A 23,371-nucleotide genomic window follows, 5' to 3' on the forward strand; every position below is an offset into this window, starting at 1 on the left:
TACCCGAGCCCACGGAGCACCGCCCCGCGCGCCTCGCCACCCCGCCGCCCCCGGCGCAAGCCGCCCCGCCCGCGCCCCTCCGCGCCCGCCGCGCACCCCGCCCCGCGCCGCACCGGGGACGCCCTGCACACCCGCCGCGCACGGGGCGCAAGAATGGGGGGATGACCGACAGTCCAGCCACCGCGGCACGCCCCTCCCCGCTCGCCGATCCGCACCTCGTCTTCGACGACGCGGCCGGGCGGCGCGACATCGTGATCCTCGGCTCCACCGGTTCCATCGGCACGCAGGCGATCGACCTGGTGCTCCGTCACCCGGACCGGTTCCGCGTGACGGCGCTCTCCGCGGCCGGCGGCCGTGTCGACCTGCTCGCCGACCAGGCGTACCGGCTGCGGCCCGCCGCGGTGGCCGTGGCACGGGAGGAGGCGGCCGCGCCGCTGCGTGAGGCGCTCCGTGCCCGGTACGGCCCGTCCGAGCCGCTGCCCGAGATCCTCGCGGGCCCCGACGCCGCCACCCAGCTGGCGCAGTCGCCCTGCCACACGGTGCTCAACGGCATCACGGGCTCCATCGGCCTCGCGCCGACGCTCGCCGCGCTGGAGGCGGGCCGCACCCTCGCCCTCGCCAACAAGGAGTCGCTGATCGTCGGCGGCCCCCTGGTGAAAGCGGTGGCCAAGCCAGGGCAGATCATCCCCGTCGACTCGGAGCACGCCGCGCTCTTCCAGGCGCTCGCGGCGGGCGGCCGCGCGGACGTACGCCGCCTCGTCGTGACCGCCTCGGGCGGCCCCTTCCGCGGCCGTACCCGCGCTGAACTGGAGCGTGTCACCCGCGAGGAGGCCCTGGCGCACCCGACCTGGGCGATGGGCCCGGTCATCTCGGTCAACTCCGCGACCCTCGTCAACAAGGGACTGGAGGTCATCGAGGCCCACCTGCTGTACGACATCCCGTTCGAGCAGATCGAGGTCGTCGTCCACCCCCAGTCGTACGTTCACTCGATGGTGGAGTTCAGCGACGGCTCGACCCTCGCGCAGGCCACGCCGCCCGACATGCGGGGCCCGATCGCCATCGGGCTGGGCTGGCCCGAACGCGTGCCGGACGCCGCCCCGGCCTTCGACTGGACGAAGGCCTCCTCCTGGGAGTTCTTCCCGCTCGACGCCGAGGCGTTCCCGTCGGTCGGCCTCGCCCGCCACGTCGGGACGCTCGGCGGAACCGCCCCCGCCGTCTTCAACGCCGCCAACGAGGAGTGCGTCGAGGCGTTCCTCGCGGACCGGCTGCCCTTCAACGCCATCATGGACACGGTCACCCGCGTGGTGACCGAGCACGGTGTTCCCGGGACGGGAACCTCTCTGACGGTCCCGGACGTCCTGGAAGCGGAGACCTGGGCGCGCGCCCGGGCCCGGGAACTCGCAGCGGAGGCTCGCGCATGACGATCTTGTTGACGTTCCTCGGCATCGTGGTCTTCGCGTTCGGCCTGCTGTTCTCCATCGCGTGGCACGAGCTGGGGCACCTGTCGACGGCGAAGCTCTTCGGCATCCGGGTGCCGCAGTACATGGTCGGCTTCGGGCCGACCATCTTCTCCCGCCGCAAGGGCGAGACGGAGTACGGCATCAAGGCCATCCCGCTGGGCGGCTACATCCGGATGATCGGCATGTTCCCGCCGGGCGCCGACGGCCGGATCGAGGCCCGGTCGACCTCGCCGTGGCGCGGGATGATCGAGGACGCGCGGTCGGCGGCGTTCGAGGAGCTCCAGCCCGGCGACGAGTCGCGGCTGTTCTACACGCGCAAGCCGTGGAAGCGCGTGATCGTGATGTTCGCCGGGCCGTTCATGAACCTGATCCTGGCGGTGGCGATCTTCCTCGGCGTGGCGATGAGCTTCGGCTTCGCCACCCAGACGACCACGGTCGGCGGCGTCCAGCAGTGCGTCATCGCGCAGAGCGAGAAGCGCGACACCTGCCGCCAGGGCGACCCCGTCTCGCCCGCCAAGGCGGCCGGGCTCCAGGAGGGCGACAAGATCGTCGCCTTCGACGGCACCCCGGTGAGCGACTGGGCGACGCTCTCCGAGCACATCCGCCGGACCACCGGCCCCGCCTCCCTCACCGTCGAGCGCGACGGCGAGCGGATGCAGCTCGACGCCACCCTCATCGAGAACCGCGTCGCCAAGAAGGACGCCGACGGCGAGGTGATCAACGACCAGTGGGTCCGTGCGGGCTACCTCGGGTTCGCCGCGCAGACCGAGATCCAGCCGCTCGGCTTCGTGGACTCGGTCGGCCGCATGGGCGACATGCTGGAGAACGGCGTCGAGTCGATCATCGCCCTGCCCTCCAAGGTCCCGGCCCTCTGGGACGCCGCCTTCGACGGCGGGGAGCGCGCGGACGACTCACCCGTCGGCGTGGTCGGAGCAGCCCGCATCGGCGGCGAGGTGATGAACCTCGACGTACCGGCGCAGAACCAGGTTGCGATGATGCTGTTCCTGCTGGCCGGTTTCAACCTGTCGCTCTTCCTCTTCAACATGCTGCCGCTGCTTCCCCTGGACGGCGGCCACATCGCCGGCGCCCTCTGGGAATCGGTACGCCGCCGGGGCGCCCGGGTCATGCGCCGTCCGGATCCCGGGCCGTTCGACGTGGCCAGACTGATGCCGGTCGCCTACGTGGTGGCAGGCCTGTTCATCTGCTTCACCCTGCTCGTCCTCGTGGCCGACCTGGTGAATCCGGTACGCATCTCCTGACCGCGGCGGGTCGGTCCCCTGGCCGGGGCGTGCGCCAAGGCGCCCGCGTCGGTCGGGGGATGCCCCGTTCTCGCGGTACCGTCGCGGGCTGCCGGCGGCCCGGTCGCGGTGACCCGGTCGGCCGCGCTCCCCGAATCTGTGGCCGAACTGTGAACGGCCGTCCGAAGACCCGGGCCGGGCAGGGCTACCCCGTCCGTACCGTGCGGTGACAGGCGTCCCCCGGGCCTCTCAAGCCCCGGCGCGCTGGGGGCGGGCCCGGGACGGATGTGCCGGGGGCCGGGCCCGTGCCGTAATCTCGGTCGTCGGAGCCCGCCGATCTCGGGACCACGATCCACATCTTGGGGTTGCACTGCAGATGACTGCGATTTCACTGGGAATGCCGTCCGTTCCGACCCTGCTCGCCGAGCGCAGGAAGAGTCGGCAGATCCAGGTCGGGTCGGTGGCGGTCGGTGGGGACGCGCCGGTTTCGGTCCAGTCCATGACGACCACCCGTACCTCCGACATCGGGGCGACGCTCCAGCAGATCGCCGAGCTCACCGCCTCCGGCTGCCAGATCGTCCGGGTCGCCTGCCCGACCCAGGACGACGCCGACGCGCTCGCCGTGATCGCGAAGAAGTCGCAGATCCCGGTGATCGCCGACATCCACTTCCAGCCGAAGTACGTCTTCGCCGCGATCGACGCGGGCTGCGCCGCGGTCCGGGTCAACCCGGGCAACATCAAGCAGTTCGACGACAAGGTGCGCGAGATCGCCAAGGCGGCCTCCGAGACCCGTACGCCCATCCGGATCGGCGTGAACGCGGGCTCCCTCGACAAGCGCCTGCTCCAGAAGTACGGCAAGGCCACGCCGGAGGCGCTGGTCGAGTCGGCCCTGTGGGAGGCGTCGCTCTTCGAGGAGCACGGGTTCCACGACATCAAGATCTCGGTGAAGCACAACGACCCCGTCGTCATGGTCAACGCCTACCGGCAGCTCGCCGCCGCCAGCGACTACCCCCTGCACCTGGGTGTCACCGAGGCCGGTCCGGCGTTCCAGGGCACCATCAAGTCGGCGGTCGCCTTCGGCGCGCTGCTCAGCGAGGGCATCGGCGACACCATCCGGGTCTCCCTCTCGGCGCCCCCGGCCGAGGAGGTCAAGGTCGGCCTCCAGATCCTGGAGTCCCTCAACCTCAAGCCCCGCCGCCTGGAGATCGTCTCCTGCCCCTCGTGCGGGCGCGCCCAGGTCGACGTCTACAAGCTCGCCGAGGAGGTCACCGCAGGCCTCGAAGGCATGGAGGTGCCCCTCCGCGTCGCCGTCATGGGCTGCGTGGTCAACGGCCCCGGCGAGGCGCGCGAGGCCGACCTCGGCGTCGCCTCCGGCAACGGCAAGGGGCAGATCTTCGTCAAGGGCGAGGTCATCAAGACCGTGCCCGAGTCGAAGATCGTGGAGACCCTCATCGACGAGGCGATGAAGATCGCCGAGCAGATGGAGAAGGACGGCATCGCCTCGGGCGAGCCCTCGGTCTCCGTGAGCTGACCCGGCCGGCCCACCTCGGCGCGGCCGCGCGAGGCCGCCCCGTCGGTCCCGTCGCACGCCCCGCCCGGAGCTGTGCGCCGCGCCCCGCCGCCCGCCCCGTACGGGGCGGGCGACCTGCGGTTATGCCCCGTACGCCGCGGGCCCCGCACGGCGCCGTGGCGACGGCGCGGCGTGCCGCGACGTCCCGCGCCGCGCGCCCAGTACGGGGCCGGGCCGGGGCACGCGGCGGCCGCGCGCGGGGCCGGGTACAGTGCGAAGAATCAGTACCCCCGCATGATGAGGTCCCTTCCCGTGCTGACGCAGACCACCACCAGGGTCCTCGAACCGAGCGACCTCGACGCCGCGCTCGCGATACTCGACCGCGAGCCCGTCGCCAATGCCTTCGTCAGCGCCCGCGTACAGGTCGCCGGGCTCGACCCTTGGCGCCTGGGCGGCGAGATGTGGGGCTGGTACGAGGACGGCATGCTCCGCTCCCTCTGCTACGCCGGGGCCAACCTGGTGCCGATCTCCGCCACGCCCGCCGCCGTACGGGGGTTCGCCGACCGGGCCCGCCGCTCGGGGCGGCGCTGCTCCTCCATCGTGGGCCCCGCGGGCCCCACCGCGCAGCTCTGGCGCCTGCTCGAACCGAGCTGGGGGCCCGCCCGTGAGGTCCGCGCCCACCAGCCGCTCATGGTCGCCGACCGCATGCCCGACGGGGTCGAGCCCGACCCGTACGTCCGTCGCGTTCGCAAGAACGAGATGGAGACGATCATGCCCGCCTGCGTGGCCATGTTCACCGAGGAGGTCGGCGTATCGCCGCTCGCCGGTGACGGCGGACTGCTCTACCAGGCGCGGGTGGCCGAGCTGGTGGGGTCGGGCCGGGCGTTCGCCCGCATCGAGGACGGCCAGGTCGTCTTCAAGGCGGAGATCGGCGCGGCCACGCCGCAGGTCTGCCAGATCCAGGGTGTCTGGGTGGCCCCGGAGTACCGGGGGCGCGGCCTCTCCGTCGCGGGCATGGCCGCGGTGCTCCGCTACGCCCTCGCCGACGTGGCCCCCGTCGTCAGCCTCTACGTCAACGACTTCAACAAGCCGGCCCGCGCCTCGTACCAACGGGTCGGCTTCGAAGAGGTCGGGGAGTTCATGAGCGTCCTCTTCTGATCCGCCGTACGGGACGCGCGCAGCGCCCCGCACGGCGCGCGCCCCGATGCGAGAAACGCCTGGTCGCGCGCCCCGTAGCGGGCTCCGCCAGCGGATCGCCATCGCCCGCGCGACCGTCTGCTCCCCGCGCGTCCTGCTGGCCGACGAACCGGTCAGCGCCCTCGACGTCACCACCCGGGTCAAGGTCGTCGACCTGCTGGCCCGGCTCAAGGAGGAGCAGGGCCTGACCATCGCGATGGTCTCCCACGACCTCTCCGTCGTCGCCACCCTCTGCGAGCGCACCGCCGTCCTCGACAGCGGCCGCGTCGTGGAGCAGGGCGACACCGCGCAAGTACTGGGCGCGCCCCGTGACCCTTACACTCGCAAGCTCATCACCAGCGTGCCGAGGCTGCCCCGTGCGAGCGGCGTCTGACCCGCCGCCGGCGGCCCGCCCCGCGCCGCGCGGCCGACGGGTAGGGTCGCCGCCATGGCGCGCCTCACCGGGGACCGGACCCAGAACCCGGAACACCTCACGATCGGCCCCCTCGACCTCGCCGCCCGCGTGGACGAGGCACTCCAGGTGCAGGCCGTCGCCTTCGGCCTCGGCGCCGAGGAGGTCGCGGTGCGCCGCCACATTGTGCTGCGCCACCTCGACTGCCCCGGGGCCCGCGCCCTCGGCGCCACCACCCCTACGGGGCGGCTGGCCGGATTCGTCTACGGCATGCCCAACAACCGGGGCCACTGGTGGTCCACCGTCGTCGAGTCCCACCTGCGCGCCCAGGGCAACGACGACTGGCTCGACGGCTCGTTCGTCATCACCGAGCTGCACGTCCACCCCACGTACCAGGGCCGGGGCGCCGGACGGGGCCTCATCACGGCGCTCACCGACACCTGCGGGCTGCCCCGCTCGATCCTCTCCGCCATCGACACCGACAGCCCGGCCCGCCGCCTGTACCGCTCACTGGGCTACACCGACCTCGCCCGGCAGGTCCTTTTCCCCAGCGCACCGCGCCCCTACGCGGTCATGGGCGCCCCGCTGCCCCTGCCGCGGAGCTGACCGCCGCGGAGAACCGATTTCCGCCAGCCCCACGCCCGGGGCTAACCTCCTGGACGAGTCACTCTTTCCCTCCAGGAGTTCATCATGGCCCAGGTCCAGCGCATGTCCCGGTTGATGGTCAAGACACTGCGTGACGACCCGGCCGACGCCGAGACGATCAGCCACAAGCTGCTGGTCCGCGCCGGCTACGTGCGCCGCACCGCCGCGGGCATCTGGTCGTGGCTGCCGCTCGGCAAGAAGGTCCTCGACAACATCTCCCTCATCGTCCGCGAGGAGATGGACGCCATCGGCGCCCAGGAAGTCCTCCTGCCCGCCCTGCTGCCCAAGGAGCCCTACGAGGCGTCCGGCCGCTGGGAGGAGTACGGCGACCTGCTCTTCCGCCTCAAGGACCGCAAGGGCGCCGACTACCTGCTCGGCCCCACCCACGAGGAGATCTTCACCCAGGTCGTCAAGGACCAGTGCACGTCCTACAAGGACCTGCCGGTGATGCTCTACCAGATCCAGACCAAGTACCGCGACGAGGCCCGCCCGCGCTCCGGCGTCCTGCGGGGCCGCGAGTTCCAGATGAAGGACTCGTACTCGTTCGACACCACCGACGAGGGCCTGGAGGAGTCGTACCAGCTCCACCGTGCCGCGTACCAGAAGATCTTCGCGCGCCTCGGCCTGGACTACCGCATCGTCTCCGCCGTCTCCGGCGCCATGGGCGGCTCCGCCTCCGAGGAGTTCCTGGCCCCCGCGCCCGCCGGTGAGGACACCTTCGCCGACTGCCCGAACTGCTCCTACGCCGCCAACACCGAGGCCGTCACCTTCGCCCTCGCCCCGGTCGACGGCGCGGCGCACGGCCCGGTCGAGGTGCTGGACACGCCCGACACCCCGACCATCGAGACGCTCGCCGCCCACCTCGGTGTGCCCGCCTCCGCGACGCTGAAGAACCTCCTGGTCAAGGTCGACGGGGAGATCGTCGCCGTCGGCGTCCCCGGCCACCGCGACGTCGACCTGGGCAAGCTCGGCGAGCACCTCGCCCCGGCCGAGGTGGAACTCGTCACCGCCGAGGACTTCGAGGGCCGCCCCGACCTGGTACGCGGCTACGTGGGGCCGCAGGGCCTCGACAAGGTGCGGTACATCGCCGACCCGCGCGTCGCCCCCGGCACCGCCTGGGTCACCGGCGCCAACGAGGATGGCAAGCACGCCCGCAACGTCGTCGCCGGACGCGACTTCGAGGTCGACGACTACCTCGACGTGGTCGTCGTCGAGGAGGGCGACCCCTGCCCCAACTGCGGCACCGGGCTCAAGCTGGACCGCGCCATCGAGATCGGCCACATCTTCCAGCTGGGCCGCAAGTACGCGGACACCTTCCAGCTCGACGTCCTCGGCCAGCAGGGCAAGCCGGTCCGCGTGACGATGGGCTCCTACGGCATCGGCGTCTCCCGCGCCGTGGCCGCCCTCGCCGAGCAGACCGCCGACGGCCAAGGGCTGTGCTGGCCCGCCGAGGTGGCCCCCGCCGACGTGCACGTGGTCGCCGCGGGCAAGGCGCTCCAGACGGAGCTCGCCCTGGAGGTCGCCGAGAAGCTGAACGCGGCCGGCGCCCGCGTCCTCGTGGACGACCGCGCCGGGGTGTCGCCCGGCGTGAAGTTCACCGACGCCGAACTCATCGGCGTCCCGAAGATCCTCGTCGCCGGACGGCGCAGCGCCGACGGCATCGTGGAGCTGAAGGACCGCCGCACCGGCGAACGCGAGGAGCTCCCGGTCGACGAGGCCATCGCCCGCCTCACTGCCTGAGCCCCGCCCTCACACGGCTCCCCGGCCCCCGCACCCCGGCGCACCGTCGCCCGGCGGCGCGGGGGCCGCCGCGTACGCCGACGGGCCGCGGCTGCACGGGGTGACCACAGCGGGGCGTGGGGGACGGGGCCTCTTGTACGGGTCTACGGGGCGGGGGAGCCCCTTACCGCCCTGGACGGGTCCACCTACGCCACGCTCGCTACGCCACGCTTGCCAGTCCGTGCTGGGCGGAGCACCCGTGGCCGGCACGGCGCCGCCCCGTCGCGCGCCCCGTCAGTGCCGGGCGCTGCGCGTGCCACGGTTCCCGCACGGAACCGCTTGTAGGGGTCTACGGGGCGCTTGTAGGGGTCTACGGAGCGGAGCAGCCCCTTACCGTCGGGCAGTCCGCCCACACCGCGAACGCCGCCATCGCCCCTGGCGAAGCCTTGCCCCCCCGCAGCGGTGCGCACCCCCCGTCGGCGCGAGGGCCCCGTCGCGCGCCCCGTCGGCGCGGCACAGCCCCGACGCGCGACTTCCACGAGGCGGCCCTGTAAGGGCCTTCGGGCAAGGAACAACCCCTTACCGCCCGTGCCTGGCGCACCACCGCTCCCCGCCCTCCAACCGCTCCGTCCCCGCGCTCCGCCACCCCGCCCCGCTGTCTCGCCCACCCACGTCCGGCAGACGAGCCACCCCCAAGCCGCACCCCACCCCCCGAGCACAGCCCCTCAGCAGCCCCGAAAGCCTCCGCCCCTAAAGCCACCCCGCATACTCCAGCAAAGCCTCGCCCATCGGCCGACGCCCCCGCCGCAGCGCCGCCATCCCCCCGTAGACGGCGCGGAACACCGTCCACGACCGCAGCCGCTCCCGGTCCACGTCCAGGGAGTCGGCGAGCCGTGCCAGGCGCCGCCGCGACGTCGAGCCGCCCGTGTCGGCACCGACCAGGTCCTCCACCCGGTCCAGGCCGAGCCGCGCCAGGTCGTAGGCCCGCTCGCCGGTGACCGGGGACGGCCCGACCGCCAGCCATGGGGCGCGGTCGCCCGCCAGCACCTTGCCCTGCCCGTACGCCCCGTGCAGCAGCAGCTCCTCCGGCGCGTCCGCCAGCAGCTCCGAGCGCGCGGCGAGGGCGGCGTCGACCAGCGGGCGGTACACGTCGGGCGCCTCGTCCAGCGACGCCGCCTGCCCCGCGGTGCGCTCCGCCACCGTCGGGAGACCGCCCCCGGCAGGAGCCTCGACCCAGAGCTTGCGCAGGGTGTCGGCCGCCTCCAGGAGCGCCTTCGCCTGCGCCAGCGACCGCAGCGACACGTCGGGCCTCAGCCGCTCCAGCAGCAGCGCCCCCGGCGCCGGGCGACCGAGCAGGCGGCACGCGCCCCACCCGTCCCATCGCTCCAGCGCGAGCGCCTCCGCGTCCGGCGCGGCCGACGCCGGGGCCAGCTTCAACACCGCCGGGTCCCCCTCCGCGAGCCGCACCAGCACCACGACGCTGCTGCGCCCGCCCGGGGCGTGCACCCGCTCCGGTGCGGCCCCGCAGGCGCCCAGCGCCTCCTCGACGAGGCCCGGCAGCCGCTCCCGCCACGCGGCGTCGCCGTGGTCGGGGGAGTCGGTGAGAGCCCGGGCAAGGCGCTCCGGAGGTTCGAACGCCATCGCGGGTACGGCTCCTTCCAGCAATCAGGTCTGCGGTGCCACGGGGGCGCCCGGTTCGGCCGAGCGCTCCGTGAGCCCAGGGAAGGCTACGCTGCCGCCGCGCCAGCGCACGGCGCGGACCGCCGCCTCCCGCAGGGCCTCGGCGGCGGCCGCGCGCCGCCCGCCCTCGCCGGCCCGCACCAGATCGGCGTAGACGGCCGCCGACCGCTCCTCCAGCTCCGCCGCCAGCCGTACCGCGGCGTCGCTGTCGGCGACGGCGAAGGGCAGCGCGTACCCGGCCGCCGCGGCCTGCGGGGCACCGCCCAGATCGCGCGCCATGCGCTGCCACACGTCGCGGCGTGCCCGGTGCGCGTCGTGCGCCGTACGGGCCTCCGCGCGCCGTTCGTCGGCGATCCTGCCGCCCACCACGCCGTAGCCGTAGACCGCGGCGTGCTCGGCGCGCAGCGCCGCCTGCACCGCGCGCAGCTCGGCGCTCCCGTCGCCCTGGTCCGCCCGGTCGTCCTGCTCCCCGTTCGGCACACCCTGCGGCGTACGCGTCGTCATTTCTTCCCCTCCGTCAGCAGATAGGCGTGGGCCGCCCCGGCCGCCGCCGCGGAGGCCAGCAGCCGGGCCAGTTCGCCCGGTGCGTCGAGCAGGTCCTTGCTCCGCCGCGCCGCGAGCTCCCGCTCCGCCTCGGCGAGGCCGCGCAGCGCGGCGTCCGGGTCCGCCGCGGCGTGCGGCGTGGCGGGCGGCGCCGGGGCGGGCGGCGCGGCGTTCGGCGGGACCTCCTCCGCGGGCCCCGACGTGAACGCGTCCCGGTGCATCGCGACCTGCTCGCGCAACGGCGCCAGGCGCGCCGCGAGCTCCGGGTGGGCGGCGGTGACCGCGTCGTACCGGGCGAGCAGCCGCTCGCTGCCGGCCCGCGCCGCGGCCAGCAGACGGGGCGCCGCGGCCGTCCTCGCACGCTCCGCAGCCCCGCCGCCCGTAGCCGGGTCGGCGGTGCAGCCGGTGAGCATCGCGGCGCAGGCCGCGCCGGTCAGCAGACTCCTGCGGCGCGGCCCCCGGGCGGGCCGGGGGAGGGGTGGGGTGAGCGGCACGGCGGACGTCCTCGGGGGCAGCGGACCGACGGGGGAACGGGGGACAGCGGCACACGGCGGTCGGGCGGCACGGGGCGCGGAAGGCCCCGTGCGAGCGCCTGCGACGCCCGGCCATGATCAAGGTACCCGCGCCCCCGCCGGCCCGCTCGGGCGGAGCCACCCGCCCGGCCCCGCCCCGTCCGCCGGGCGGCGGCGCGCCCGCCCCGCCCCGCGCCCGGCCGCGACACCCTCGCGGACCGGATACCCTTTGACCGGACACGCGCCCAACCCACAACAGCACACGCGGCCGAGGAGTCACCCGGATGAGCACCACGTTGAGCGACAGGCTGCGCGAGCTGATCGAGCCGCTCGTCAGCTCCCAGGAACTCGATCTGGAAGAGGTGACGGTCACGCCCGCGGGCAAGCGGCGCGTGCTGCGCGTCGTGGTGGACTCCGACGACGGCGTCCAGCTCGACACCTGCGCCGACCTCAGCCGCTCGATCTCCGCGCGCCTCGACGAGACCGACGCGATGGGCGAGGGCGAGTACGTCCTGGAGGTCACCTCCCCCGGCGCCGACCGCCCCCTGACCGAGTACCGCCACTTCGTGCGCGCCACCGGCCGGCTGGTCAAGTTCCACCTGACGCCCGACGCGGGCGCGGAGGAGCTGGTGGCCCGAGTCGAGGCGGTCGACGAGGAAGGGCTGGACCTGGAGGTCCCCGGGGTCAAGGGCCGCAGGCCCAAGCAACGCCGCCTGCCGCTGAAGGATGTCGCGAGGGCGCGCGTCGAAATCGAGTTCAACCGCAAGAACGCGTCCGCTGACCGGACACAGAACGCAGAGGAGGCGTAGCCGTGGACATCGACATGAGTGCCCTGCGGGGCTTGGTGCGGGAGAAGGAGATCTCCTTCGACCTGCTGGTCGAGGCGATCGAGTCGGCGCTCCTCATCGCCTACCACCGGACCGAGGGCAGCCGCCGCCACGCGCGCGTGCGCCTGGACCGGGAGACCGGGCACGTGACGGTCTGGGCCAAGGAGGACCGCGAGGACCTGGAGGGGGCCGTGGAGAGCGCCGAGCCCCGCGAGTTCGACGACACCCCGTCGGACTTCGGCCGTATCGCCGCCACCACCGCCAAGCAGGTGATCCTCCAGCGGCTGCGTGACGCGCAGGACGACGCCACGCTCGGCGAGTACGCGGGGCGCGAGGGCGACATCGTCACCGGCGTCGTCCAGCAGGGCCGCGACCCGAAGAACGTGCTGGTCGACATCGGCAAGCTGGAGGCCATCCTGCCGGTGCAGGAGCAGGTCCCCGGCGAGCAGTACTCGCACGGCGCGCGGCTGCGCAGCTACGTGGTGCGGGTGGCGAAGGGCGTACGCGGCCCCTCGGTCACGCTCTCGCGCACGCACCCGGGTCTGGTGAAGAAGCTCTTCTCGCTGGAGGTCCCGGAGATCGCCGACGGCTCGGTGGAGATCGCGGCCATCGCCCGCGAGGCGGGCCACCGCACGAAGATCGCGGTCCGCTCGACCCGTTCCGGGCTGAACGCCAAGGGCGCCTGCATCGGCCCGATGGGCGGCCGCGTCCGCAACGTCATGGCCGAGCTCAACGGCGAGAAGATCGACATCGTCGACTGGTCCGACGACCCCGCCGACATGGTGGCCAACGCCCTCTCGCCCGCCCGGGTGAGCAAGGTCGAGGTCGTGGACTTCGCGGCGCGCTCCGCCCGCGTCACCGTCCCCGACTACCAGCTCTCGCTCGCCATCGGCAAGGAGGGCCAGAACGCCCGCCTCGCCGCCCGCCTCACCGGCTGGCGCATCGACATCCGCCCCGACACCGAGCAGCCCGGCGACGACGACGCCGACGGCCGGGACCGCGCGGACGACCGCAGCGAGGACCGCGACCGCCGCCAGGAGTGGAGCCGGGACCGCCGCTGACCGCGTCCCGGAACCACCGCGCGAGGCGCCGCGCGGTGTGACATCGCTCACGCTGCCCGCCCCCGGAGCGCACAGGGGGCGTACGGGGTCGCCCCGGGGCACGCTGGAGATCAGGAAGAGTGCCGACCGGGCCCTGCCCCGGACGGGTGGGCCGGCGCGGGGAGGTAGACTTGAACGTGTCTGGCCGGACGCTTGCTCGCTCACGCCCTGAACGCACGTGCGTGGGATGCCGGGAGCGGGCGGCCAAGAACGAACTGCTGCGCATCGTCGTGGACGGGGACGCCTGCGTCCCCGATCGGCGCGGTACGCTGCCGGGCCGGGGTGCGTACATCCACCCCGTGCCGGTCTGCATCGACCAGGCGGTCCGCCGCCGCGCGTTCCCTCGGGCCTTCCGCGTCCAGGGACCGCTCGACACGGCGGACGTACGCCGGGCCGTCGAGACCGTTGCCGGCCAGGCAACACCGTAAGAGCGCCGCGTGGACTTCCCGCGCGGCCCAGGTACCTCGCGAGTCGGAAGTAGGTCGAGATTGCGATGAGCACTCGATGAGTACGCGATGAGTACGCCCATGAAGTAGCGACGGTCCGGCGCACCCCGGACCTAAAAGGAGCGAAGTGGCTAAGGTCCGGGTATACGAACTCGCCAAGGAGTTCGGCGTCGAGAGCAAGGCCGTCATGGCCAAGCTCCAAGAACTCGGTGAATTCGTCCGATCGGCGTCCTCGACCATCGAGGCGCCCGTTGTACGCAAACTGACCGACGCATTCCAGCAGGGCAACGGAGCCGGCAAGTCCGGCCCGAAGCCCGGCGCGCCGCGCAAGCAGGCCGCGCCCAAGCCGGCCCCCGCGTCGGCACCCTCCCCGGCTCAGGCGGCCCGTCCGGCCGCCCCGAAGCCGGCCACCCCCAAGCCCGCCGCCGAGAAGCCCGCGCCCGCTCCGGGCCCGCGCCCGGCGCCGGGTCCGAAGCCCGGTCCGGCGGCGCCCGCGAAGCCCGCGCCCGCGGCGCCGGAGTTCACGGCACCCCCGGCGGCCCCCCCGGCGGCACCCGCCGCCAACGCCCCGAAGCCCGGCGCGCGCCCGGCCCCGAAGCCGGGCAACCGCCCCGCTCCCGGTGGCCAGGGCCAGGGCGGCCGTGGCGAGCAGGGCGGCCGCGGTGGCGAGCGCCAGGGCGCTCCGCGTCCCGGCGGCCAGGCCCCGCGTCCCGGCGGTCGTCCCGCCGGCCCGCGTCCCGGCAACAACCCCTTCACCTCCGGTGGCTCCACCGGTATGGGCCGCCCGCAGGCCCCCCGTCCCGGTGGCGCCCCGCGTCCCGGCGGTGGCCAGGGCGGTCCCGGTGCTCCCCGTCCGCAGGGCGGTCCGGCCGGCGCTCCGCGTCCGCAGGGCGGCCAGGGCGCGGGTCGCCCGAGCCCGGGCAACATGCCCCGGCCGCAGGCCCCGCGTCCCGGTGGCGCCGGTGGCAACCGCCCGAACCCGGGCATGATGCCGCAGCGTCCCGCCGCGGGTCCCCGTCCGGGTCCCGGCGGCCGCGGTCCCGGCGGCGGAGGCCGTCCGGGCGGCGGTGCCGGTGCCGGTCGTCCCGGTGGTGGCGGCGGCTTCGCCGGCCGTCCCGGCGGCGGCGGTGGCGGCGGCGGTCGTCCCGGCGGCGGCGGCGGCTTCGCCGGTCGTCCCGGTGGCGGCGGCGGCTTCGGCGGCCGTCCCGGCTTCGGTGGCCGTCCCGGCGGTCCCGGTGGCCGCGGTGGCACGCAGGGCGCCTTCGGCCGTCCCGGCGGTCCCGCGCGTCGCGGCCGCAAGTCGAAGCGGCAGAGGCGCCAGGAGTACGAGGCCATGCAGGCCCCGTCGGTCGGCGGCGTGATGCTGCCGCGCGGCAACGGCGAGCCCGTCCGTCTGTCGCGTGGTGCCTCCCTCACCGACTTCGCCGAGAAGATCAACGCCAACCCGGCGTCGCTCGTCGCGGTGATGATGAACCTCGGTGAGATGGTCACGGCCACCCAGTCCGTCTCCGACGAGACGCTGCAGCTCCTCGGCGACGAGATGAACTACACGGTTCAGATCGTCAGTCCCGAGGAGGAGGACCGCGAGCTGCTCGAGTCCTTCGACATCGAGTTCGGCGAGGACGAGGGCGGCGACGAGGCTCTCGTGGCCCGTCCGCCGGTGGTCACCGTCATGGGTCACGTCGACCACGGCAAGACCCGCCTGCTCGACGCCATCCGCAAGACCAACGTGGTGGCCGGCGAGGCCGGCGGCATCACTCAGCACATCGGTGCCTACCAGGTGGCGACCGAGGTGAACGGCGACGAGCGCCGCATCACCTTCATCGACACCCCCGGTCACGAGGCGTTCACCGCCATGCGTGCCCGTGGTGCCAAGTCGACCGACATCGCGATCCTCGTGGTGGCGGCCAACGACGGTGTGATGCCGCAGACCATCGAGGCGCTCAACCACGCCAAGGCGGCCGAGGTCCCGATCGTCGTCGCGGTCAACAAGATCGACGTCGAGGGCGCCGACCCGACCAAGGTGCGCGGTCAGCTCACCGAGTTCGGTCTGGTGGCCGAGGAGTACGGCGGCGACACGATGTTCGTCGACATCTCCGCCAAGCAGGGGGAGAACATCGAGTCCCTGCTGGAGGCCGTCGTCCTCACCGCCGACGCCTCGCTCGACCTGCGGGCCAACCCGGAGCAGGACGCGCAGGGCATCGCGATCGAGGCTCACCTCGACAAGGGCCGCGGCGCCGTCGCCACCGTGCTCGTCCAGCGCGGTACCCTCCGCGTCGGCGACACGATGGTCGCCGGTGACGCGTACGGCCGAGTCCGCGCGATGCTCGACGACAAGGGTGAGAACGTCGAGGAGGCCACTCCTTCGACCCCGGTCCTCGTACTGGGTCTCACCAACGTCCCGGGCGCCGGCGACAACTTCCTGGTGGTCGACGAGGACCGTACGGCCCGTCAGATCGCCGAGAAGCGTGCCGCCCGCGAGCGGAACGCGGCGTTCGCCAAGCGCACCCGCCGGATCTCCTTCGAGAATCTCGACGAGGTCCTCAAGAACAGCGAGATCAAGCAGCTCAACCTCATCATCAAGGGTGACGCCTCCGGTTCGGTCGAAGCCCTGGAGTCCTCGCTGCTCCAGCTCGACGTCGGCGAAGAGGTCGACATCCGCGTCCTGCACCGCGGTGTGGGTGCGGTCACCGAGTCGGACATCGACCTGGCGATGGGCTCCGACGCCATCGTCATCGGCTTCAACGTCCGCGCGGCCGGCCGTGCCGCGCAGATGGCGGAGCGCGAGGGCGTCGACGTCCGGTACTACTCGGTGATCTACCAGGCCATCGAGGAGATCGAGGCAGCCCTCAAGGGCATGCTCAAGCCCGAGTACGAAGAGGTCGAGCTCGGTACGGCGGAGATCCGCGAGGTCTTCCGCTCGTCCAAGCTGGGCAACATCGCGGGTGTCCTCGTCCGCTCCGGAGAGGTCAGGCGCAACACCAAGGCGCGCCTGGTCCGCGACGGCAAGGTCGTGGCTGAGAACCTCAACATCGAGGGTCTGCGCCGCTTCAAGGACGACGTCACCGAGATCCGCGAAGGCTACGAGGGCGGTATCAACCTCGGAAACTTCAACGACATCAAGATCGACGACGTCATCGCGACGTACGAGATGCGCGAGAAGCCGCGCGCCTGACGCGAGGCTGCGTGATCGGGGCCGGTCGGCGGGGAAACCCGTCGATCGGCCCCGGCCGTTGCGTGTACGGTTCAGCCTGGCCCCGCCCACCGCGGCGGGGCCCTGACCGTGCCGTCCGCCGGGCCACGCCCGGCGGCCGGGCACCCGCGAACCCGTACCGGCGGGACATCCGGACACACATGTATGTGGGGACGCTCTTCTTCGATCTGCTCCTGGGCGACGTACGGTCGCTGAAGGAGAAACGCTCGATCGTCCGCCCGATCGTCGCCGAACTCCAGCGGAAGTTCTCGGTGAGCGCGGCGGAGGTCGGCGACCAGGATCTGTACCGCAGGTGCCAGATCGGGGTCGCCTTGGTGTCCGGGGACTCCGGGCACCTCTCGGACGTGCTGGACCGGTGCGAGCGGCTGGTGGCCGCCCGGCCCGAGGTGGAACTGCTGTCCGTACGGCAGCGGCTCCACGGCGAGGATGACTGAACAACCGGGACACCGCACGGTGCCCCATCGCACACCAAGAAGGGAACGGACCGGTGGCCGACAACGCGCGGGCCCGCAAACTGGCCGATCGCATCCAGGTCGTCGTGGCGGAGACCCTGGACCGACGCATCAAGGACCCACGGCTGGGCTTCGTCACGATCACGGACGCCCGCGTCACCGGCGACCTGCGGGAGGCCACGGTCTTCTACACGGTCTACGGTGACGACGAGGAGCGGGCCGCCTCCGCGGCGGCCCTGGAGAGCGCCAAGGGCGTGCTCCGCTCCGAGGTGGGGAGGCAGACCGGGGTGCGGTTCACGCCGACCCTCGCCTTCGTCCCCGACGCCCTGCCCGACAACGCCCGCACCATCGACGACCTGCTCGACAAGGCGCGGAACAAGGACGCCGAGGTCCGCCAGGCGTCGACGGGCGCGAAGTTCGCGGGCGAGGCGGACCCGTACCGCAAGCCCGGCGAGAACGAGGCCGACGAGCGGGACGAGGACGACACCGCAGAATGAAGCAGTCCAGCTCTGTGCCGGACGGCCTGGTCATCGTCGACAAGCCGTCCGGCTTCACCTCTCACGACGTCGTCGCCAAGATGCGCGGCATCGCCCGGACCCGCCGCGTGGGACACGCCGGCACCCTGGACCCCATGGCGACCGGGGTCCTCGTCCTGGGCGTGGAACGCGCGACCAAACTCCTCGGCCACCTCGCGTTGACCGAGAAGGAGTACCTGGGCACCATCCGCCTCGGCCAGACGACCGTCACCGACGACGCCGAGGGCGAGATCACCGCTTCGGCGGACGCCTCCGGCATCGACCGGGCGGCCGTCGACGCCCGGATCGCCGCGCTGACCGGCGACATCATGCAGGTGCCGTCCAAGGTCAGCGCCATCAAGATCGATGGCAAACGGTCGTACACCCGGGTCCGGGAGGGCGAGGAGTTCGAGATTCCGGCGCGCCCGGTCACCGTCTCGTCGTTCACCGTCTACGACGTCCGCGAGGACAAGGCCGCCGACGGCACTCCCGTCCTCGACCTGGTCGTCTCCGTCGTCTGCTCCTCGGGTACGTACATCCGCGCGCTCGCCCGCGACCTCGGCGCCGGTCTCGGCGTCGGCGGCCACCTCACGGCGCTGCGGCGCACCCGGGTGGGACCGTACGGGCTGGATGCGGCGAAGACCCTGGAGCAGCTCCAGGAGGAGCTGGCGGTGATGCCCGTCGCCGAGGCGGCCGCCGCGGCCTTCCCACGCTGGGACCTCGACGAGCGGCGCGCCCAGCTCGTCCTCAACGGCGTGCGCATCGACATGCCCGAGGAGTACGCGGGCAAGGGGCCCGTCGGCGTCTTCGACCCGGCCGGGCGCTGCCTGGCCCTGGTCGAGGAGCAGAAGGGACGCGCCAAGAGCGTGGCCGTCTTCGCCTGACCCGGCCGGCCCGGTCTCCGCTGTGGAGCGGTGCGTCCTGACCCATCACCGACGACCGCTCCACAGCGCCCCTCCCTGAGGGTTGTTTTCCCGTATGTGCCCGACAATTCACCCTCCCGGGTAGGCGCTCGGAGTGAATGGCCGGAGCGCAGGGGGGCGCGTTCGGCACAGCCCGCGCTCCGTCGCTCACTCCCGGCCTACGGTCGGGAGTGAGCGGCTGCGGAAAGGGACGACGATGCCGGTAGGGGGCCCGGATGCTGGGCACCGGGAGGAGCGGGCCGGACGGGGCGGCGCCGCATCCGACGGCGCCCCGGGGACGATGCCGGAGTGCGAGGCCCCACTCCGGGCCGACGCGGAGGACGGCGGCCCGGCGGCCGCCCCGCCGCCCGGCCGCGTCGCGGGGCCCGTCGGCGCGCTGGTCCGCGTTGCGGACGGCGCGGGACGGCGCCGGGGCAGCGGTTTCCTCGCGGACGACCAGGGCACGGTCGTCACCGCGTACGAGGCGGTACGCGATCTGCCGGAACTCGTACTGAGCGTCGCCGACGCCGCCCAGGCGGGGCCCGGCGACGGCGGGGTTCGGCCGGCGCGCGTCGGGGCGGACGCCGTCACCCTTCTTCCCGCGAGCGGACTCGCGCTGCTGCGGGCACCCGGTCTCTCGGCGGCGCCGCTGCCGGTCGCGGCCCGCGCGGAGGCGGCCCGCGGCGCGTACGTCCTCGTGGCGGCGGGCGGCTGGCGGCAGGCCCGGGTGCTGGGCCCCGCGCCGTTCGCCGGGGGCGGGTCGGACGGGGCGCTCGCGAGGGGCCTGGAACTGGCCATCGGCACCGACGGCCGCAACGCCGCGCGGGCCGGTGGCGGCGCGGCGGGCGGGCCGGTGCTCGACGCCGCGACCGGGCAGGTCGTCGCCGTCCTCACCCCCTCGCTCGACGTGGGGCGCCAAGGCTGTTTCGCGGTGCCACTGCGGGCCGCTGCCGAGGACGCGCCGGACGGGGCCCTCGCCGCGCTGCTGGCGCGCAACGAGGCGACCGTGCCCGCGCTCGGCGCCGGGCTCAATCTCGCGGGGGCCCTCCAGCTGACCGCGACCACGGTCGGTTCGGAGGGGCCGCGGAACGGTGCGACGCCACCGGTGGAACGGCCCGACGTGGCCGCGGAGCTGGCCGCCTTCGAGGACGGGCCGTGCCTCGTTCTCGGCCTGGTCGGAGCGCCCGGTACGGGGCGCACCACGGAACTGGCGGCGCTCGCCGCACGCCGCGCCGCCGGGGCGTGCCCGGAGCCGACGGTCTGGCTGCGCGGCGCGGACCTGCTCCCCGACGACCTCTCCGTGGCCGACGCCGCGCGGCGGGCGCTGGCCCGCGCGGGGCGCATCGTGGAGGCGGCGGCCGGGACGGCGTGCGCCGACGCCGCCCCGTACGGCGACGCGCTGCCCGAGGAGGTCGCGCGCCTCGCCCGGCGGGCGGGGCGGTCCCTGGTGCTGCTGCTCGACGGGCCGGAGGAGATGCCGCCCGCCCTCGCCCACCGCCTCTCCGCCTGGACGACGGGCACCGCGGCGTGGCTGGCCCGGACCGGGGCCAAGCTGGTCGTGGGGTGCCGCCCCGAGTACTGGGAGCAGGTCTGCGGGCTGTTCCCGGGCGCGCTCCGGCACCGGCCCGTGGAGCCCCGGACGGGGCGCCCCGTCACCGACTGCGTACCGCTCCAGGACCTTGACGAGGACGCCGCGGCCAAGGCCCGCGCGCGGTACGGCCTTCCCGACGGCCTCCTCGCGGCGCGGCACGCCCGGCACCCCCTCACGCTGCGCCTCCTGGCCGACGTCCGGCGCGCCCTGCCGCCCGGTGTGCCCGACCCCGCGGGGAGCCGGGGCCCCGGCGAGGACGGCTCGGCGTTGCCGCTCGACCGCGACGCGGTGTTCTCGGCCTACCTCGACCTGATGTGCCTGCGTACGGCCGTCCGGCTGGCGGCCCCGCACGGGCTGCGCGGCACGGCGCTGCGCAGAGTCGCGGCGCGCGTCGCCGGGCAGCTCCACGAGGCGGCACGCCGCTGCCTGGGGCCGGGACAGGGCGAGCTGGACCGGGAGAGCTTCGAGTCGCTGTTCCCGTGGGGGACCGGCGGCGGCCGGCTGGGAGAGCTCCCCGGGTGGGCGTCGGCGGTCCTCACCGAGGGGCTGATCATCCCGGCCGGGGCCGGGTACCGGTTCGCCCACGAGGAGCTGGGGGACTGGATCCAGGGGACGCATCTCGATGTGGACGCGGCGCTGTGGGCGTTGGTGCACCGGTGGCGGGCGGGTGCTGACGACGGGGGGAGCTCCGAGGAGTCCGGTGCGGGGGAGGCGCGGCAAGCAGCGGTCGGCGAGTACGGCGCTGGGGTTGGGACGGCGGTGAGTCCGCGGGATCTCGGTGACGAGGCGGGTGAGCAGAGGCTGACGCGGGCGACGGTGCGTCGTCGGCGGCGTATGGCTGAGCGTGCCGCGGCGGAGGCGGGGCGATACGGCGGGGGTGCTGCGGGGCGGGGCCGGGCCGGGGACGGGGCGGCTGCGGGGCGCGCGGAGTCGGGGGTGACGCGGGGCGCTGAGTGCGTACGTGACGGGGCGGCGGAAAGGGTTGGTGGGGCACGGGGCGCCGGTGAGGCTGTGGAGCACGCGGCTGAGGCTGGGCCGCGGTGGGACGAGGCCGTTCTCCAGAGCCAGGCCGGGTCCGACTGTCGCCTCGCCCACGAGGCGGAAGCGGCCGGCGGGACGGGGCGGCTGACCGGCGGAGATCCCTACGATGCGGCGGCCGGGCCGAAGCCGAGCGCGACAGCCGCTACGCGCCTGGCCGGGCGGGCGGCCCGCCCCGCGCCCGCCACCGCCCCGCGGACACTCCCCGTCCCCCGGCACCGCATCGGCCCCGTGGTCGAGGCCCTGCTGCACCTCGCCCGGCACCGGGGCGCGGACGAACTGTCGCGGAGGCTGGCGGGGCTGATCGAGGCGGCGGACGCATTCCTGACCACGGGGGAGGCGCCGGGGCGGTGCGGGGCGCGAGTCCGGCGGGGCGAGGTGTCCCCCGATCGGGAGAGCGTGCGGCGGGAGGTTGACGACGTGTCGGGGAGGCGCGACCCGGGCCCGGCGCCTGGCGGCGCGCCCGGCGCTCTTGGAGCGCCTGCCTCCGCAGGCGCGGAGCAGAGCTCCGGCGCGACGGCTCCGGTCGGAGGGCCGCACCGTGGCGCCGGCGACCCCGCCCCTCACGGAGCACTGGCGGCGATGGACGGAACCGATGCGCCCGGCATCTTCTGGGCACGGGGCGGACCGCCTGCGACGGAGCCGTCCGTTCCGTGCCTGACGGAGCCCTCCGCCCCGTACGCCACGGCGCCCCCGGCCCCGTACTTCGCGCCGCCCCGTACGGGGCGCGCGACCTGGGCAAACGCGTCCGCGCCCCGTGCCCGCGCCGCCGCCCCGCCGCGCCCCGACGGCGCGGGCGGCGTGACCGACCCGCGCCCCGCGCTCGCCCCGTGGTGGGCGGTGCGGCTGCTGGGGGAGACGCTGCTGCGGCTGCCGGACTGCACGCCGTACCTCGGGGTGCTCCGCGTCCTCGCCGGGTGGGTCGTCGAGCGGGCCCGCGAGCACGGCGTACCGCAGGATTTCGGGCCGTGGTTCTGGACGGCGCTCGAACTGCCCGCCGAGGAGCGGGCCGATCTCCTGCGCCGACTCGTGGTGGCGGACGGGACCGGGGGCGAGGACCGGTTCCTCGCCGCCGTCGGGGAGCTCCTCGCGGAGGACCCGCGCACCGTGCAGCCACTGCTCTGCGCCTGGTTCACCGATGACCGGCCCCTCCCCGCCCTGCCCGCCGCCACCGTCGCCACGGCCGCCCAGGCCCTGCTGTACACGCACCGCGAGGACGGCGCCGACGCGCTCGCCGACGCCCTGGTCGCCAGCGGGCACCGCCGCGCCGACGAACTGCTCTCCACCCTCGCCGAGGAGGCCCCCGGCGCCGTCTGCCGCGGCGTGGCCCGCTGGTCCGTCGACCCCCGCCCCGCGCGACGCGTCGCCGCCGTCGCCTACGGCCTGCGCGCCGCCCCGCACGCCGCGACCGAGGCGGACCGCGAACTGCTCCGCGTCGCCGCCGCGACGCTGCTGTCCCGTACCGCCGACGCCGCCCTGCACGGCGGCGCGCTGGCGCTGCTGGTCCGCGACCCGGTGAGCCGCGGGCGGTACGTGGAACAGGCGGCCGCGCGGTTCGCCGCCGCTCACGACCCGCAGTTGACCGCCGAGACACTGGGCGCCGCGCTGGCCACCCACCCCGGCCCCGTCCTGGACGCGTTCCGGCGCCGCCTCGCCGTCGCGGGCAGCCAGGCGGGCGACGTGCTCCAGGTGCTGGCGGAGGAGGCGCCGGCGGCGCTGGCCGGCACCGCGGCGGAGTTCGTCCGGGACCTGCTGCGGCAGCGCCCCGACGCGGCCGGCCACGTCGCCGCGTACGCCGACCGCCGTCTGGAACGGGGCGGGGCCGAAGGGGAGGCGCTCGGGCCGTTGCTGCGCGCGGCGCTCCGCACGGGGCCACCCGCCGTCCGCGCCGCTCTGGCCCCCGTCGCCGCGACCCCGGGCAGTGGCCCCGCCGCCGCCCTGCGCGGCGAGCTGCTCGAAGAACTGCTCCGGAACGAGACGCACCCCGACGTACTGGAGGCCCTTCTCGTCGCGCTCGTCGTCCGCCACGACGCCCGCCCCGACGACGCCGCCGGGGACCGCGACGGACACGCCGCGCGGCTCCGCGGCGCCGTCCTGCGCGTCGGTACGGCGCTCGCCCGGAGCCCCGAGGGCGCCCGCCGCCTCGACCGGCGGCTCGCGGAGCTGGCCAGGACGGTGCCGGGTTTCGCCGCACACGCCCTGGCCTGGTACGACGACGACCCCGCGGTGTGGCGTGCCCTGGTCGGCGCCGGTGGGCTCCGGACCCTCGAGAACGTGGCGGGTTCCGGCGTCCGTACTCCGCGGGCCGGGACGCCCGATGCGAAGCGCGTACCGTCGGCATGGCACTCTTAGACCTGCGGAGACGCCCACTACCACACACAGGTTCGACGA

Annotated in this window: 18 protein-coding genes; 15 read left to right on the forward strand and 3 right to left on the reverse strand. The window is 74.6% G+C overall.

Annotated elements, in window-relative coordinates; genetic code table 11:
• Window positions 1-161: 161 nt before the first annotated feature.
• The 7 genes from dxr (at window position 162) to ACFWMZ_RS13255 (ending at window position 8,181) form a co-directional block, all read left to right on the forward strand.
• Window positions 162-1,421 (forward strand): 1-deoxy-D-xylulose-5-phosphate reductoisomerase, encoded by a 1,260-nt coding sequence (gene dxr, locus ACFWMZ_RS13225; RefSeq protein WP_383182273.1) that lies wholly within the window; start codon window positions 162-164, stop codon window positions 1,419-1,421.
• Window positions 1,418-2,719, forward strand: coding sequence for a M50 family metallopeptidase (locus ACFWMZ_RS13230; protein ID WP_383201447.1), 1,302 nt, complete (start codon window positions 1,418-1,420; stop codon window positions 2,717-2,719). Before dxr ends, ACFWMZ_RS13230 begins: the two co-directional genes overlap by 4 nt.
• Before the next feature lie 355 nt (window positions 2,720-3,074).
• Window positions 3,075-4,229, forward strand: coding sequence for a flavodoxin-dependent (E)-4-hydroxy-3-methylbut-2-enyl-diphosphate synthase (ispG, locus tag ACFWMZ_RS13235; protein ID WP_383182269.1), 1,155 nt, complete (start codon window positions 3,075-3,077; stop codon window positions 4,227-4,229).
• A gap of 291 nt (window positions 4,230-4,520) precedes the next feature.
• Window positions 4,521-5,366: a GNAT family N-acetyltransferase gene (locus ACFWMZ_RS13240; protein WP_383182267.1), complete on the forward strand. Its 846-nt coding sequence runs from the start codon at window positions 4,521-4,523 to the stop codon at window positions 5,364-5,366.
• A gap of 46 nt (window positions 5,367-5,412) precedes the next feature.
• Window positions 5,413-5,778 (forward strand): hypothetical protein, encoded by a 366-nt coding sequence (locus ACFWMZ_RS13245; protein ID WP_383201450.1) that lies wholly within the window; start codon window positions 5,413-5,415, stop codon window positions 5,776-5,778.
• A gap of 54 nt (window positions 5,779-5,832) precedes the next feature.
• Entirely contained in the window at window positions 5,833-6,402 is a 570-nt protein-coding gene (locus ACFWMZ_RS13250) for a GNAT family N-acetyltransferase (protein ID WP_383182264.1), read from the forward strand.
• Window positions 6,403-6,486: 84 nt separating this feature from the next.
• Window positions 6,487-8,181 carry a proline--tRNA ligase gene (locus ACFWMZ_RS13255; RefSeq protein WP_383182262.1) on the forward strand — a complete coding sequence of 565 codons (1,695 nt, stop codon included), beginning with the start codon at window positions 6,487-6,489 and terminating at the stop codon, window positions 8,179-8,181.
• Between the two features lie 729 nt (window positions 8,182-8,910).
• Here the strand turns inward: ACFWMZ_RS13255 and ACFWMZ_RS13260 are convergent.
• The 3 genes from ACFWMZ_RS13260 to ACFWMZ_RS13270 are packed head-to-tail and all read right to left on the reverse strand — an operon-like array spanning window position 8,911 to window position 10,877.
• The gene (locus ACFWMZ_RS13260) at window positions 8,911-9,801 is read right to left on the reverse strand and encodes an aminoglycoside phosphotransferase family protein (RefSeq protein WP_383201453.1); all 891 of its coding nucleotides are present in this window, start codon (window positions 9,799-9,801) and stop codon (window positions 8,911-8,913) included.
• 24 nt (window positions 9,802-9,825) lie between these two features.
• Complete coding sequence (locus ACFWMZ_RS13265) at window positions 9,826-10,344, reverse strand: ferritin-like domain-containing protein (protein WP_383201456.1); 519 nt, start codon at window positions 10,342-10,344, stop codon at window positions 9,826-9,828.
• Window positions 10,341-10,877 (reverse strand): hypothetical protein, encoded by a 537-nt coding sequence (locus ACFWMZ_RS13270; protein WP_383182256.1) that lies wholly within the window; start codon window positions 10,875-10,877, stop codon window positions 10,341-10,343. The genes ACFWMZ_RS13265 and ACFWMZ_RS13270 overlap by 4 nt, the downstream gene beginning before the upstream one ends.
• A gap of 302 nt (window positions 10,878-11,179) precedes the next feature.
• On the opposite strand from ACFWMZ_RS13270, the gene rimP reads away from it, so the two are divergent.
• The 8 genes from rimP (at window position 11,180) to ACFWMZ_RS13310 (ending at window position 23,332) form a co-directional block, all read left to right on the forward strand.
• Window positions 11,180-11,704, forward strand: coding sequence for a ribosome maturation factor RimP (gene rimP / locus ACFWMZ_RS13275; RefSeq protein WP_383182254.1), 525 nt, complete (start codon window positions 11,180-11,182; stop codon window positions 11,702-11,704).
• A 2-nt stretch (window positions 11,705-11,706) separates the two neighbouring features.
• Window positions 11,707-12,783: a transcription termination factor NusA gene (gene nusA, locus ACFWMZ_RS13280; protein ID WP_383201458.1), complete on the forward strand. Its 1,077-nt coding sequence runs from the start codon at window positions 11,707-11,709 to the stop codon at window positions 12,781-12,783.
• A gap of 176 nt (window positions 12,784-12,959) precedes the next feature.
• Window positions 12,960-13,250 (forward strand): YlxR family protein, encoded by a 291-nt coding sequence (locus ACFWMZ_RS13285; protein ID WP_383182284.1) that lies wholly within the window; start codon window positions 12,960-12,962, stop codon window positions 13,248-13,250.
• A gap of 145 nt (window positions 13,251-13,395) precedes the next feature.
• A complete protein-coding gene (gene infB / locus ACFWMZ_RS13290) occupies window positions 13,396-16,443 on the forward strand; it encodes a translation initiation factor IF-2 (protein ID WP_383201461.1) in 3,048 nt (1,015 codons plus the stop codon).
• Between the two features lie 179 nt (window positions 16,444-16,622).
• On the forward strand, window positions 16,623-16,916 hold the full coding sequence (locus ACFWMZ_RS13295) for a DUF503 domain-containing protein (RefSeq protein WP_383182248.1): 294 nt from the start codon (window positions 16,623-16,625) through the stop codon (window positions 16,914-16,916).
• A 53-nt stretch (window positions 16,917-16,969) separates the two neighbouring features.
• Entirely contained in the window at window positions 16,970-17,431 is a 462-nt protein-coding gene (rbfA, locus tag ACFWMZ_RS13300; protein WP_383182246.1) for a 30S ribosome-binding factor RbfA, read from the forward strand.
• A complete protein-coding gene (gene truB, locus ACFWMZ_RS13305; protein ID WP_383182244.1) occupies window positions 17,428-18,333 on the forward strand; it encodes a tRNA pseudouridine(55) synthase TruB in 906 nt (301 codons plus the stop codon). The genes rbfA and truB overlap by 4 nt, the downstream gene beginning before the upstream one ends.
• A gap of 235 nt (window positions 18,334-18,568) precedes the next feature.
• Window positions 18,569-23,332 carry a trypsin-like peptidase domain-containing protein gene (locus ACFWMZ_RS13310; RefSeq protein WP_383201464.1) on the forward strand — a complete coding sequence of 1,588 codons (4,764 nt, stop codon included), beginning with the start codon at window positions 18,569-18,571 and terminating at the stop codon, window positions 23,330-23,332.
• Window positions 23,333-23,371 lie beyond the last annotated feature (39 nt).

The organism is Streptomyces sp. NPDC058373 (genome assembly GCF_042723275.1).
Lineage (GTDB): Bacteria > Actinomycetota > Actinomycetes > Streptomycetales > Streptomycetaceae > Streptomyces.